The sequence below is a fragment of the Flavobacterium sp. genome (assembly GCF_043722275.1).
Lineage (GTDB): Bacteria > Bacteroidota > Bacteroidia > Flavobacteriales > Flavobacteriaceae > Flavobacterium.
This window is the reverse complement of the sequence record NZ_JAYSPC010000140.1, coordinates 1-15,111: the sequence shown is the minus strand read 5'-3', so window position 1 is coordinate 15,111 and position 15,111 is coordinate 1. Positions and strand designations below refer to the sequence as shown.

Genomic DNA, 15,111 nt, shown 5'->3' with positions numbered 1-15,111 from the left:
TTTATATTTTTAAACTACTTTTTAGACACCTTTTTGAGTTCATTTATACTGCTCACTTTTATCCAGAATTAGGTGCTCACTTTATCCAGAATATCCAATCTAATGGCATTGCAGAAGACATTATTTAGATTTTTAAATAAAATTACTCAAATATAATAAACAAAGTTATAAGCTAGACTTTAGAATGAGATTGTAAAATGGATGGAAGCTTATAGATTTTGGAAACAGGTTAGACAAGCATTTATTTTATTAGCAACTTCGATATCCTCTTATACAGGTGTTGTCAACTTAGATATTTTCACCATCTCGATTCGAATATAACTTAATAATAAGTACAGGAAATCTAGTATTTGTTTTGCCTGTTCTACAGTTGTCTAATGCCATTCCTTTTCAATGTTTTTATTGCCTGATTAACAGAAATTTTTCTATCTGAGAAAACTCTGGGTTTATTATTAATAGCGTTGGTGTTTAGAAAATTACTGCTGGTAATATATTGACCGCTAAATAAAATTATTTTAGATATAGCCAGATTTATCCTAAGGAGATTTACTTTTCTTGTTGCTGGGTCGAACGAAATAGGTGTAAATAATTCGATAATATATCGTTTACCAGCTATATCTTGATTTTTATACAATGTTAAACATTGTTTACTCTATCTTTAGTATAAGTTCCCTCTGAGACCAGCTGCTTTGTAAATGGATAAATGGATGCCGTGCTCTCAAGATAAATAATCTACTGGCGAACATCTTCGGATGAAGCCCATGTGCAAAGGCTCTTAGGTGTTTTATATTGTCTTTGAAGTTTTACCGTTGACTCCAAAAAAGTTTCCCATTGCATGACAATCGGTAGCTGTTATCTATTAATTTATTTAAAGAAAAGTCATAAACTGCTTGGTCAATTCCTTTAGCAACTAAATTCCAATCTCTTTTAATAATTTCTCCATTGTTTTATTAGTCCAACGCTGTCTCTTTATATGGAAATATAAATATCAGAATTTTTGAATTATTCCTCTTCTGGTTTTGTGCCTGATCAACAATTGCTTCGTCAACACCAAAATTAGAATTCATTTAAATATTAATGTGAATCAAAAAGAATGAAATTTGTTTTAACGTATTTTATTAAAGAATTAACAGTTACCCAATAGCACTACTCAATTGAAACATAGGTAAATACATTGCCACTAGTAAAACAGCCACCAAAACTCCTACGAAAAGAATTATAAAAGGTTCTAAAATTGTTGTCATGATTTTAGATTGCTGGACAACCTCTTGATTGTATTGCTCACTAAGTTGTTTGAAGACATATTCAGTTTGGTTTGTTTCTTCGGCTACTTTTACAAGCGTTATGATTCGGTTATCAAAAAGCGGTGTATTTTTTAAGCTGGAGCTTAAACTATTTCCTTTTAAAATACTTTGCTCTACTTTCTCTAATGCTTCTTGTAATGGTACAAAATGAATCATTTTTTTTACCATTTGTATGCTATTTAATAATGGGACTTTAGCGGTAGTAAGTAATGTAACAGCTTGCGTAAATTGTGCCAGATAAACTTTGGTCATAAAAGCTCCCAGCACAGGAATTTTAATTAAAAAATAATGTAGAGTCCGCTTATATTTTAAATTGTCTTTAAAGAATCGCGTAGAGAAAACGAAAATAATAGTTGCCAACAAAAAATAAACTCCAAATGTTTTAGTCCAAACGGATAATTTGACAATTACCTGAGTCAGAAAAGGCAATTGCATATTGTTTTGTTTGAAGATATCCTGAAACATTGGAACTACATAACTCAACATAAAAACTACAACAAGTACAGCTGTACTTAATACAATAGATGGATAGGTTAACGCTGCGACAATTATTCGTTTTTGTTCGTTTTTGCGTTCAAAAAAATATCCTAATTCATTACAAACTTGTGCTGTAGTTCCCGTTTCTTCACCAATCTGAATAGAATAATATTCATATTCAGTAAATGATTTAGAATTGGCCAAAGCTTCAGAAAATGGTTTTCCGTTAACTACTTGGTTTAGTATAGTTTGAATCAGTTCTTTATCAGTATTCTTTTTTAACGATTCAACTATTAGGAATAATCCTTCTTTAAAGCTAACTCCGGCTTTTAATAAAATGGCCAATTCCTGATAAAAAGCTTGTTTCTTTTTATTATTAAAACTATTACCAAAAAGAGAAATTTCTTTTTTTAGCAGATTTTCAATATTACTGGAACTTTTTACCTGAGTCTTTTTTTTAATTGTGGTATTTTCTATTTTAAAGGCCATTTTCGAGATTCATAAATGAGGTTACATCATTTTTTTTGGATACAAAAATTTGATAATCCGGTAATTCTGTTTCAGCAAATAACGTTATTGCATCAATAGTTCCTGATTCTAGTTCTTTTCCTTTAAAAAAGGTTTTATTTGGGGTGATTTTTAATTTGATAGTATCAAGATTTCGCATTGTGAATTTTTCCTGAAATAAATATGTCACAGTGTCTATTTCTGATGTCATTATTAAAATTTGTTTATTAGCATCATAAATTATCGTGTGTGGCTCATTGAAATCCTGCCATAACTTTTGCTCAAAAAGAGACAAGGTACTTGTCTTTTCAAAATTGGTTTGAATAGCGTAAATTTGTTTTTGCACTAGACGAAGTATACTAAAAGCCATACCTACAACGATAGCTGTAATAATCATAACCACTAATAATTCGGCCAATGTAAATGATTTTAATTTTCTTGCAACCATAATATTTGTTGTTTTGAAATTTCTTTTTTAGAACTGCTATTTATTGCTAAAATAGAAATTATATTTTTTGTCGAAATTGTTTCCAGACTAATGCTAATCTCCCAACCTTTATAGCTTTCCTGATATGGTAATTTTATGATATTGTTCTGAATTCTATATTCAAGTTCATTTATTCTGTTTTCGACAGCATGTGTATTTTTAGAAAAAGTGTTTAAAATTAAATTATTAAGTACCAAACTTGCAATTACAAATATGATCACAATTAATACTGTAGCGACAAGAGCTTCAATCAAGGTTGCCGATTTTATTTTTTTTAATACAACCATTTCAAAACTGTTTTAGGTTCTTGTTCGAGAGGTATTCCTCCATAAATTGCAGGTACGCTTTCGTTTTCAATGGTTCCATTATAAATATGATTCACAAAAATAGATCCCGATTGATTTGCCACAAATTGATTGGTATAAACAGATCCTGACACAGTACCTCTCAATTCAAAATTGCCATTACAATATACTTGGCCTTTTATTTTTGCATCTTTTTCTAAAACAATCTGAGTTTGGAAATCTGGAATTTCTTTGGTTTGAATATAACATACACTTCCTTTTATAATACTTTTTGTATCTATAAAAATTTGATTATCAAAAGAAATGTTCAGATTTTTATTAGGCGTGTCTTTATTGTCCTGAAAGAGTAATAATACAGATGGATAACTTAAATTGCAGTTTTTACCAAGTGTAATTTTATTCGAAGCTATAGCTTGAAAACAGCCTTGGCTTTCATCTTCTATTTCTATAATTGGAGCTATTAATATTACATCTTTTAGTAAGGCTGTTTTTTTTACTTTGATTGCTGTTTCGGATTTAATAATTATATTACCTGAGATTAGTTTATTTTCTAAAACAATAGGATACTCAGAATAATATCCTTTTGTTTTAGATTTAAATGAATTAATAATTCTTGAACTGGAATTTAAATTTATAAAATCCTCTTGGTTGCTTATCCTATATTCTTTAAGATAATATTGAACAGCATCTAAAACTGTTTTCTCTGGTTTAGGTAATTCCTTTGCGCTTTTTTTAATCGATCCGTAAATAAGCCGTGAACCATAATAACTGTTACCGGCTATATAACCAGAATTAACGCCTTGAAGAGGTAAGTAAGCAATTCCTCGTATGCTCGTAGTACCAACAAGAGTTAAGGCATTATGGGTTTCTTTTAAAAAAAGAGTAGGAGACTCAGTTGCATTAATACGGGAACCAATTATAGCAACTTTTATAAACTTCTTTTTTCGAAATTGAGTAACGGTAATACCTTTATGGAATATTCCCCAATGAGATAAGTGAATTTTTATTATTTGATTTTCTTTTTTGACAAAATCAACCTGAACAGTATCTGTATTAAATTCTTTCTGCACTAATAATGTTTGAATCCCTATATCAGCAAACTGAATGTTTTCTATAGCTCCTTTTGACTGTTCTTTCATGTAAATAAAAGTATAGGCATACAAAATAAGCCCTGTTAAAAGAAGAGCAATTAATACCGCTACAAAAACAGTAAATTGTAAGGCACCAGATTTAATTTTTAGTATTAGTTTCAATCTTGCAGCATTATCAGATTTAAATTGCCTTTGTATTTTACGTATACAGATTCCTTATCTCCACTTTTTAATAAAACCTCATTTTCAGTATTACCAATTTTCATATAATAGTTTTTATTGTCTATAATAATCATAAAAATTTTGGTTTTGTCTTTAGTATCAGATATCAAACCCTTGTACAAAATAGTAGGCCAAACTAAAGTTTCCTTTGGTTTCAATGGTTTTCTTATTGTAGAACTATTTATTTTCGGTACTGCTTGCACAGCATACATTTTGCCTAAAAAAGGATCTCTGTAATTAACGTCAATAGTAAAAGATTGTCTTTGATTAAATTTGAGAGGCTTTATCGTTAGTTCTGAATTATTATTCACTATTATTTCATCAGAGTTAGTAAAAGAAAACAGTTGAAACAAAACAGCTCCCCAAACAAATAATACAATTGGTAAAAGTATGTAGATGTTTTTTTTATTTTTCATTATTTTTACTTAACGGGCTTTCAATTTTATAAACTCTCAAAAGCTAATTGTTTTTTTTTTATTTTGATCGATGCTGTAAAAGTGAGTTTCGCAATCTTCTGTAACAATTTAGCAATACCATTAGAGTTTTTAGAAGAATTATATAAATTTACTAGGGTTCCATTAATCTCTTGAAAAAATGAAGTGAATGTTGTAAAAAGTAAAATAAATATAGGGGCTAATTTAGTTTTCATTTTTAGGAGATAATAATTGTTCAAGGGATAATATTCTCTCGTTTTGTTTTTCCATTTTTTTATTCTGATCAATCATATACAAAGTTAACTCTTCAATTTTCTGTAACAATTTAATATTCATTTCAGATAAGTTAATTCCTTCTTTTTGCATTTTGTTTGCAGAAGCAATTTCAGGCAAGTGTTTGTTTTCTTTAATAAATTTATAGACAGATTCTAATGGAGGCAAGTTGTAATCATTTTCAAAAACAAAATCAGCTCCCGCATCAACTGTTACTTTTACTTCGCGTGAAGAAATGTTTCCTGCAACGGTAAGTTTCGATGTTGGATTTGTAGTTCCAATACCCACATTTGCAAGGAAATATGCATTTCTGTTTTGATACGTTCCGGTTGTAGTTGCATATTCTTCAATTACTGTTTTAAAGCTATGGGCAGGACCATTAACTTCATTATAAGGTAGTGTATTTTGAACTCCATCATAAACTACAGGATTAACCGGGTAGTTAGATTGGTAATTGTAAGTGGTTCCTCCTCCGCGAAGCCATATAATAATATTACGTTCACTATTTGATATCGATGCATCTTTCCAGGCAGCAATAAAATTAGTGTAAGATCCAAATGTTGAATTTGCAGGTTTAATATTTGCATCAATAAATTCTGAGTTATTTCCCCATATACTTACGTGAAAACTAAAAGTAGCAATAAGTGAACCCCTCCAATTAGAATCTGCGTGAACATTACTTCTTCCTAATGTTAAGTTTGTAGGGCTATGATGTTCCCATCCTCCATCGTAAAATGTTACAGGATAAAATTTGTTGATATCTCCACCAACTATAAAACTAGTTGATACTTGAGAATTGATAATTCCTGAGATAAATATTAGGAGAGTCAGAAAAAATAATTTTTTCATAATGTTATTTTTTTAGTTTTAGGTTTAAAATATCTTTTTTTATTTCTTGGTTTTCTTTTTTGATGAGATCATTTTCTTTTTTCATCTCAATCATATACAAAGTCATTTCTTCCATCTTCTTCAATAAGTTCATGTTCATTTCTGCGAGCATTAATCCATTTTTTTCAATTTCATAAGCGGATGGAATTTCCGGTAAATGTTTGTTTTTCTTAATGAAATCTTCGACATCTTGTAACGATCTAAGTTTGTAATCATTTGCAAAAACGTAATCAGGAACTGATCCTGCATCAACTGTTACTTTTACTTCTCGTGAAGCAATATTTCCGGCAACTGTTAATTTTGATGTTGGATTTGTAGTTCCAATTCCAAAATTTCCATTTTTTATATAATGATTACCCGCTCCACTAACTTTTAAATTACCACTTGAGGTTAAATCATAATTTAATTCATTCGATACTGAAAAGTCAGGAATATTTATTGCAACTGGGTTTTGATTGATTTTAATCTGATTGATGTCCGTAACTACGTCTACTTTATCTTGTAAGTAAGTAATCTTGATTTTATAGTTCGCGTAATACCTAACATCAAAATATATTGGTAATTGTTTGTTGATATAGCCACCAATACTTGTAGTTAAATTAGTTGGAGTTCCTAGAATAATTTTGCAGGAATGAAATGCGCCTTGTGATTCGATAAGTTTAACTACTGGTGAACCGGAGTTTGCTCCTTGAAGATAACCGTTTTCAACAACATATCTTTCATAGCCAGTCCCATAAGAAATCTGGTATAGTTCTATTATAATAAGTCCACCTACTTGCCAATGCTGGGAATTATAACCTATAGAAACAATTTCATATCGACTGGCTTGTTCTCCCTGTGCTAATAAACCCGATATAACGGTTGTTTTTAGGCCATTTTGGTTTATATCATTTTGTGCAAAAATAAATGTTGTAAATAAGAGAATTAATAGTGTTATGTTTTTTTTATTGAAACTTATATTCATCATAATTGTTTTTATTGCAGGTTATCGTGTAGTAGAAAATATTATCTTTTTGTAAGTGCGTGTATTTCTTTATTCTGTAATTGAATTTGATCGTTTTGTAATTTAATTGTTTTACTCTGGTTAATCATATATAATATCATTTCCTCCGTTTTTCGCAAAAGTTTGATATTCATTTCAGATAAATTGGTACCATCTTTTTGTATTCTTTTGCAGAAGCTATTTCCGGTAAATGTTTGTTTCTTTAATGAATTTTTAACTTCTTGTAATCTTCTAAGTTTGTAATCATTTATCTAAATAATAATGATGAAAGTTGATTTCTGATTTAAGGAGAAAAAACTATTAAATAAGTTTTAATTTATTGTAAAATTAAAAACATTACTTCTTGGACTTTCATTTCCAGCTTCGTCAAACGATTTTATAAACCAATAATAAGTACCCTTTACCAGTGTTTTATTGTATGGGTTTGTTGCTTTATCTTTGAAATTTAAATTTGTTAAGGCACTTTCTGTATATACATAAATACTGTCTTTTTCGGTACTTCCAATGATAGGATTTCTGCTCCATTGAAAATTAATGCTTGTATTTGTTGTAGTGCTTGCATTAACCGGAATGGATAGGGTAGGAGTATTAGGAGCTTTAGTATCTACTAAAATGGAACGGGCTGTATATAATGTTTGTTCAGTACCATTACTTGCTCTTACTTTCCATATATATTTTCCTTCATCAAAAGTAAAATTTATTAAAGTTGCATCTGAGTTTTGTTCTTTTACTAAAGTATTATTTTCATCTAATATTTGAAGCTGATATGAACTTGCACCAATTATTGCATCCCAAGATAATTTTTGTATTGCAGTTTTAGTAATTAAATTGTTAGTTGGCGTAAGTAAGATTATAGTATTATTTTGAAAATCATCATTATTTAAAATTTCAAAACTACGTTTAGTATAAATGGTTTCATAACCGCTATTTACTGCTTTTACACGCCATTCATATTTGCCAATGTTTAATTGTTGTGTAAATGAATTTTTTGAAACTAAGGTATCAAGAACCATTTGTTGCGGAGCATCAAAATTTGGTATTGCAATTTGTAGTTCATATTTCTCAGAATTTTCCACAGAATTCCAGGATAATGTTACTCCAGATGATGATAGCATAATATTGTTGCCTGGAGCTACAAGTACAACTTCATCTTTAGAGATATCCGGAACAAGTAATATTTCTTCGCAAGAAACAAAACTTAAGATTATTAAAAACAAGAAAAAGAAAGTTAATGAAATTTTATTCATAATAGAATTATATATTTTTAAAAATCTAATAGGATATGGATTGTAAACAGGCTATTTTACATATCAAATAAATTTTTATTTTTTTTCTTTGTAGTTATTCTTTTTTCAGTTATTCCTTTGCAGTTAGAATATTCATTTACAATATCTGCGATATACCATTTTCCTCTGTCAGATGCTGCCCAACAGAATGAGCTTACTCGATAAGCAACAATGGTTTCCGGATTTATATCTATGTTGTCTGTTTTTTTTCCTGATTTGAATAAAGCAATGGTGTATTTTTTATTTTGATTGTTTATAATGTAGAAAGCATCAGATTGCCTGATTTTTGCAATCTCGTCATTAGATAAGCTTACAGCCAGACTTGAAATTAATTTTGAAGTTTGAGTATTGACTAAAAGATCTAAAATCTCAGTATTGTAGTCGGAATTTATTTCATGAACCAAACCCGCAATATCCAGAATTCTAATAGTTACCAGCTCTGGTTTTACAGGTAAGCTATCAATAAACGCTACCTTAGTCTGATTTTGGTTGTACTTTGCTTTTGATTTGTAAATTTTATTTAATTTTCTATTATAAGGAACAATACCAATTTCGACGCGAATGTTATTTTTGAGTGTAGGTAAAGCTTTTGTTTCAAATATATTCTGATTATATGTTAACTTCGATTCGCCGATACTTCCTAATTCAATAATCGAAGTTGAAAATTTGTAGTCTTCATTTTTAATTTTGGTTGTTTGGCATGCAGTACAAATTAGTAGAGCCAAAACAACAATTTTTTTTAACATAACTCTGATTTTTAATAAGATAGAACAGTTTATTTTGATTCAAATAAACATTTTTTCATCAATTGGATTTTATTAATATTTTCTTAACAAATCTACTAAAATTGATGTAAATGACTGTTAAAGTTTTGTATTTATTTTGTAAAATTTAATAATTAAAATTTATTTCTTTAAAAAGCTTCTTGTTTGATCTTTACCAATTCTTTTTTGCTGGCACGGAAAGAATTTCCGCCCTATCGTTGAGCATATCCGAGCGATCGGGTACTATATTCAAAATCGCCCGAACCTTAGAAGTTCCACTTAGCGAGTTGTTTAATTTTGAATTACCACCATTCTCAAACGAATAAACTTTTGATTTTAATATAAATGCAAAAAGCCATTCCGTTATAGAATGGCTCTTTAATCTATTATTGGTGTGATTATTTTTTCCAATTGTCACTTATTGTGTCAATTTGTATTAGTACTATTTTTTTGTTTTTAATCTGATATCTATATAGTGGTGGAAAATCTTCTCTTAAAGAATTATGACTTATGAAATTGTTTACGTCTTCTCTCTTTATCTGATAATAACTCATTCCTAATTTATTTTTGTCTATAATAGCTAAAGGCTTGAGAACTTCGTCTTGATATATCCCTGAAACACTATCATATATAGAAATATTGGGACATCTGATAAGATTAAACAGAGTATCATTTCCTTTTTTTTGAAAATTAACGACATATAGATATTTATCCGTATCTGAATTTTTTACTTCAGGCAGAGGGACCCTATTTTGATATTCAATAATGACTTTTTTAAAATCTACGTTTAATTCGTCTTTTTTACATGACACCAACAATATTGTCAAGAGCAAACCAAATATTATTCTTTTCATTTTTAATTTTTTAAATCTTTATGATTATTAATTTGTTTTATATAATTAATTGTAGTCGGAGTAACATTATATAATCTCGATGAGTTTGGAAAATATATATAATTATAATTCCGTTTTTGGTAAAAAGAATGACCATAATCACTATCTCCAGTATTTCCTTGAATACTGAATTTTTCAACGGAAGGATTTGTTCTTATACTTGGGTGACTATGCCATCTATTAATTACATCTGAATTTTTTATCCCAAATCCTATAGGGGCGGTTACAGCTCCTTCATCTGCATTTGTGGATAATTGTATCATTTTTTTTCCATTACTATTATAAGTATGCATACCGAATTCAGAGGTTGAATTATCAGATGCAAACTTAAAAATATTTAAATAATTGTTTTCATTTTGTTCACTATATTCACTTTTTGAAGAATAATAATCTTTACCATCTATTTTTCCAGAGCTATTTATCATTTGTCCGATAATTCCAGATTTTACTTTTATTCCATCTTTTTCACTGAACTTCCCAGCCCCATCATAATCTTTAACAGTAAAAAACGAAGGCTTAAGTGTTTTCTTTCCGTCTTTTGCAAATACATCACTGATATCATCATTTTTAACAGCGTACATAGTATCTTCTGTTTTGTCTTTCTCTTTTAAAGCAAGTATCGTTCTTCCTGATTCTGTAAGTAGATATATATCCATACCATCAGGGACACGAGGTAGCATTTTCGCTCATTTTAGTTCTTTTAAGGCAATATTAAAACAAAAAAGATGAGCAGTACTGCTCATCTTTAACTTATTTTTTGCTAAAAATAATTCTATTTCAACATATTAGTAATTTAAATTCTCATATCACTAACTCTGAAACACTACCGATTATCTAAAGTATTAATCAGATATAAACCACTTAATGATTCGCTTGTATATACATTATATTCTTTGTCGCTGTACCAAACAATCCTTCCTTCAATTGCAAAAGAATATTTTTGTCCTAAAATAATCTTTTTTGAATTGTAAGTTTTTAATTTAAATAAATATCGCTTACCTGCCTTTATTTTTGTACCATTTATTTCTGTTTTATTTTTTGGAGATACTATTATTCCTTTTTTTAACCAATGTTTTATCGATATAAAATAAAAGTTCTCTGTTGAATCAACATCAATTATTCGATATTTTTTTTGAGCTGAAACGTTATTCATTGAAATTAGAAATAAAACAAACAGAACTTGGTTAAGCAATATATATATTTTCTTTATCATGGTTTATATTCTTTATCCCTTGTTATTTATTTTGTTCTGTATATAAAACCGTTTTTTCACCTGTACTTTTTACTGTAACATTTACTGTTGTTGTCCCATTTTTCACATCAGCTGCCACACTAAGTTTATCTTGAATAACTGCACCTCTAGGATCCGTTTTGTTTGCAAGATCATGAGCTTTATCAAAACCATTCCCTCCTTTTGTTGAAGCTTTTGCTCCAGGTGAAAATCTTGCTCCTTGATAAGCTTCTATCGTTTCATGCATCGCGATAGTCCCTGTTGGTGCTTCCGCAAGCTTTTCTAAAACTTCTGTTTGATCAGGATTTACAACTTGCGTAGCGGTTTTAGTTCCATCATCATTTACTGTGTTTCCGAGAAATGCACCACCTACTATGAAACCTTCCTCTATTTGATTTGCTTTGGTAGCATCAATATTTACGGTTACTCTATCATCATTAATGGCTTTTAACAACGTCTCATCTGCACCTGTGTTTGCTGTTCCCTCAGCTCTTAATTTTCCTGTTTTTTCATCTCTTGAAATAGTTAAACTTGTACCTGCACTTAATTGTTTAACAAACTTATCCGCATTTTCGCCATTAACTATAACATCATTTGGAGCCATTCCATCAGGATCGGTAAAACGCATTGGATTATCAAAACAATAATTATAAGGACTATATCTTCTCATTTTTTCCGCTAATGGATCAATATTACCCCATCCTGCTCTTGCAGGGTCATATAATCTTGAACCATAGTCGTACATGTTAAGCCCCAGCTCGTCTTGGAGTTCCTTTCCATTGTACTTATACTTGTTTTCTACACCAATTTTTACAATATTATACCCTTCGTGTTTTAACCCAAACGGATAATAGTTGTTTTCTTCCTGAATAACCAGATTCTTATCATAGCTCAAACGAATATTGCCTAAATGGTCTTTGTACTGGTATACATATTTATAAGAACTTCCTGAAGGCTCAACATAACCTTCACTTGTAGGGAAAAATTTAAGGGTACTGTTGTTGTATTGGTAAGCGCCCAAATAATCCGTGGTTATGGCAGGTTTTCCTGTTTCATTAACCACTTTCTGTACTTTTTGCCCACTTGCATTGTAAATATACACAATATTTCCTGTAGCTGCAAAGGTTATCAGGGTGGGTAAATTCAGGTGGTTGTAGGTAATACCGATGATATTTTTATTGTTGTCTCTGGTCATATTGCCATTGGCATCATAGCTGTAATCATCAACGCTGTTGGAGGCGCTGTCCACAAATCCGTTTGCTTTGGAAGCTGCCGGAGCATTGTCCACCACTTTCATTAGCTGGTTGGCTGTATTGTTACTGGCATAAGTGTATACCAGATCATCAATTTGTGTGGCATTCTCGCTGCTTCCGTTACGGGCAAGTCCCATGATATTTCCGTTTTTGTCGTAAGACAAAGTCTCATTATAGGCATTGGTTTGCGTTGCTGCTTTTTTGAAGATCCCTTCTTTTAATCGGTTCAGTTTATCGTATTTATAACCGTAAGATCTTATTACTCCTGCTTCCGGACCAGAGTTGGTAGCCCAATAGGTCTCCGAGATGTTTCCGTTGTATAATGGATCTACACCTGCAATTGCAGATGTTGGAGTATTGTAATTGATCCTAAAGGCAAACAAATCCACTGGATCACCAGCCTGATTAAGAGCATTTACATTATTGATGTCCTTGAGCCATCCACGAACATTATAGGCATAATTGATGTTCTGGCTGTTGTTGCCTGTTTTCTTAGAGATCAGCTGTCCCAACTCATCATACGTATTGTTTGTGATGGTTTCAACTGTACCGCCATTGATTTGGTGCGTTTGGGTTAACAAGCGATCCTGTGGGGAGTAGCTAAAAGCATCTTTTGTTATCAGTTCGGGATCAGAGGCTGTTCTTTTGTGTCTGGTAATGCTGTATTGCAATTGACCTGAAAAAGAATCAAGTTTACTGTCCGTATAGGTATAACCGCTCAAATGGTTCTGTGTAACCATTCGCACAGGCCTTGACTTGCCTTCATAAAAAGTAGCACTGGTTTCCCCTGTTATATTGCCACTTGTGGTGAGTACCCTTGTCCAGGAAGCAGTGGCCAAGCCTTTAACCTGATCGGTGGTTAAGGCTGTTTGTCCCTCTACACTTGCAGGTATGGTAATGGCCGGTGTACTGGGAAAAGTATAATTGTCGTAATAATTCACCGACAGCAGTTTGAAAGCAACCGGGGCTACCACATTGCTGTAATAAGCCGCAATACCATCAAGGTTTCCACTGGTTTGTTTGCTCTCGTTAATAACGGTAAGTGCAGGATCATTCTGCGCCGCCTGCAAAGCTTTTCTTCCTGCCGTGGTTGCAGGGGCAGCAGTTATCCAGCCGGTATACACAGGACGGCTAAAGGCATCGTATTTGGTAATCAGCCATCCAACAGAAGTTATATCCTGGAATGGGGAATTGGCAGGTCCCGTAGCCACAGGCCTGTCGAGTTTATCATAGACGATAAATTCCCATTGTTTGCCGGGCAGTTTTTTCTCCACCAGCCTGTTGCGGTAATCGTATTTGTACTGGTAGCATAAAATATCCAGGACATTCTGTGTCCCATTGTCTATAACGGCGCTAAAAGTACTTCCCGCCTGTGCATGGAATCCCGGTAATAGCCTAATTGAATTTGTAGCGGTGAGCGCTAATGAAGTTCCCGGGGTTACTGTGGCTGTCGAAGTAAGGTCAGCCTGCAGAGCTGTTGTAGCACCAATCAGGTCTACGGCTTTTGGCGGAATCACATAGGTGAGGTTTCCGTAAATATCATAAACATAATAGGTATCATGTTTTTCGTTGGCAGTTGCGGTTCCAACAGTTCCATAAGTTCTTTTAAGGACAATTTGCCCTTCCTTGTTTTTAAATTCCACCGTTGATCCATTGGCTTCAGAAAGCGGAGCTATGGTATTCTCATCATAGGTCGCTGTTTTGTAAAGCTCGTTGGCAAGGTAGTAGCCGTTGTTTGAAAATGAAATAGCATACAATCCTGATCCCGGATCCCAGGAGGTATTGGCGGTGAATAGTTTTACTTCCTCAACACCATTGGCCAGGTAATCCATTTTGATCTCATGACCTGAGTCTAACTGCCATCCGTTTCCCGGAGCTGCCTGTCTCAGGACACGGTTAAGGGGAGAGGCCTCTATATCTTTTTGGCTGAAAGGAAACGATGTGGCTTCCATGGCAGGATTGCCGCTAACAGCAGGATTTGGGCTTGCGTAATAGGACAAAACATTTGCCAGGGCAGCGGGATCAAAAGCCATATTGGTATTGGAGGATTTAAAAGGCAGGTATTCTTGTGTCTGTCTTCCAAAACCATCATAGGTAATGTGCGTAATAATGTCTTTTCCTGAAGCAGACTGCTGTCCTGCAATTTGCTGGATGGCTCTTCCCAGTCCGTCAAAATAGGTGGTGCTTTGTGAAGCCTGAGAAGGTGCAGGGGTAAGGATTGCAACAGGACTGGCTACTTTATAGGTTGTGGTCTTAATATAATTTTCGGTTTGTGTCTGGCCCATTACCATAACCGGGCATAAAACCAAAAGAAGTTTTAATATATTTTTCATGATGCTTTTGGTTTATTGTTTGTAATTGTACTGGTTTTCAGAAAAGATGTTGTCGTTTTTGTCTTTTACAAACTGCAGTCTTCCAAAAGAATCATAGCTATAGGTGATTTTATCGCCTTTAGGATCTGTGATGGTACTTACCCCAACCAACGGAATATGTGTATAGGTGGTAATCATGCAATTAGCAAAAGAGGCATTATTGCGCAAAGTATTAATTGCATCCAAATTGGTCTCATTCAGGGCACTTACATCTGAAACTCCTAAGGCAACTGCTACCTGCCCATTTGTTGCATTTTCTATCTTGGCTATCGGTAAGGCTTTATTATATCCCCAGATAATCGTTACAGGTGTACCGTTTTC

The 15,111-nt window shown here is 32.2% G+C and carries 15 protein-coding genes; all 15 read right to left on the bottom strand.

Annotated features, from left to right (window positions below; genetic code table 11):
* Positions 1–1,133 precede the first annotated feature (1,133 nt).
* Positions 1,134–2,270: a type II secretion system F family protein gene (locus ACHZDT_RS17270; RefSeq protein ID WP_394775888.1), complete on the bottom strand. Its 1,137-nt coding sequence runs from the start codon at positions 2,268–2,270 to the stop codon at positions 1,134–1,136.
* A complete protein-coding gene (locus tag ACHZDT_RS17265; protein WP_394775887.1) occupies positions 2,260–2,736 on the bottom strand; it encodes a type II secretion system protein J in 477 nt (158 codons plus the stop codon). The genes ACHZDT_RS17270 and ACHZDT_RS17265 overlap by 11 nt, the downstream gene beginning before the upstream one ends.
* Positions 2,718–3,062: a hypothetical protein gene (locus tag ACHZDT_RS17260; protein WP_394775886.1), complete on the bottom strand. Its 345-nt coding sequence runs from the start codon at positions 3,060–3,062 to the stop codon at positions 2,718–2,720. Before ACHZDT_RS17260 ends, ACHZDT_RS17265 begins: the two co-directional genes overlap by 19 nt.
* Positions 3,050–4,333, bottom strand: coding sequence for a hypothetical protein (locus ACHZDT_RS17255; RefSeq protein ID WP_394775885.1), 1,284 nt, complete (start codon positions 4,331–4,333; stop codon positions 3,050–3,052). The genes ACHZDT_RS17260 and ACHZDT_RS17255 overlap by 13 nt, the downstream gene beginning before the upstream one ends.
* The gene (locus ACHZDT_RS17250) at positions 4,330–4,809 is read right to left on the bottom strand and encodes a hypothetical protein (protein WP_394775884.1); all 480 of its coding nucleotides are present in this window, start codon (positions 4,807–4,809) and stop codon (positions 4,330–4,332) included. The genes ACHZDT_RS17255 and ACHZDT_RS17250 overlap by 4 nt, the downstream gene beginning before the upstream one ends.
* Positions 4,810–4,835: 26 nt before the next feature.
* The gene (locus ACHZDT_RS17245; RefSeq protein ID WP_394775882.1) at positions 4,836–5,042 is read right to left on the bottom strand and encodes a hypothetical protein; all 207 of its coding nucleotides are present in this window, start codon (positions 5,040–5,042) and stop codon (positions 4,836–4,838) included.
* Positions 5,032–5,949, bottom strand: a complete 918-nt coding sequence (locus ACHZDT_RS17240; protein WP_394775880.1) for a hypothetical protein — start codon at positions 5,947–5,949, stop codon at positions 5,032–5,034. The genes ACHZDT_RS17245 and ACHZDT_RS17240 overlap by 11 nt, the downstream gene beginning before the upstream one ends.
* Before the next feature lie 4 nt (positions 5,950–5,953).
* Positions 5,954–6,955 (bottom strand): hypothetical protein, encoded by a 1,002-nt coding sequence (locus tag ACHZDT_RS17235; protein ID WP_394775879.1) that lies wholly within the window; start codon positions 6,953–6,955, stop codon positions 5,954–5,956.
* A gap of 347 nt (positions 6,956–7,302) precedes the next feature.
* On the bottom strand, positions 7,303–8,238 hold the full coding sequence (locus ACHZDT_RS17230) for a hypothetical protein (RefSeq protein WP_394775878.1): 936 nt from the start codon (positions 8,236–8,238) through the stop codon (positions 7,303–7,305).
* A 56-nt stretch (positions 8,239–8,294) separates the two neighbouring features.
* Complete coding sequence (locus tag ACHZDT_RS17225) at positions 8,295–9,023, bottom strand: hypothetical protein (protein WP_394775877.1); 729 nt, start codon at positions 9,021–9,023, stop codon at positions 8,295–8,297.
* A gap of 416 nt (positions 9,024–9,439) precedes the next feature.
* Positions 9,440–9,895, bottom strand: a complete 456-nt coding sequence (locus ACHZDT_RS17220; RefSeq protein ID WP_394775876.1) for a hypothetical protein — start codon at positions 9,893–9,895, stop codon at positions 9,440–9,442.
* 2 nt (positions 9,896–9,897) lie between these two features.
* Entirely contained in the window at positions 9,898–10,614 is a 717-nt protein-coding gene (locus ACHZDT_RS17215; protein ID WP_394775875.1) for a JAB-like toxin 1 domain-containing protein, read from the bottom strand.
* A gap of 143 nt (positions 10,615–10,757) precedes the next feature.
* Positions 10,758–11,147, bottom strand: coding sequence for a hypothetical protein (locus tag ACHZDT_RS17210; protein ID WP_394775874.1), 390 nt, complete (start codon positions 11,145–11,147; stop codon positions 10,758–10,760).
* A 22-nt stretch (positions 11,148–11,169) separates the two neighbouring features.
* Positions 11,170–14,751 (bottom strand): DUF6443 domain-containing protein, encoded by a 3,582-nt coding sequence (locus ACHZDT_RS17205; protein WP_394775873.1) that lies wholly within the window; start codon positions 14,749–14,751, stop codon positions 11,170–11,172.
* 12 nt (positions 14,752–14,763) lie between these two features.
* A partial coding sequence (locus ACHZDT_RS17200) for an RHS repeat domain-containing protein (RefSeq protein ID WP_394775871.1) occupies positions 14,764–15,111 on the bottom strand: 348 nt, incomplete at its 5' end.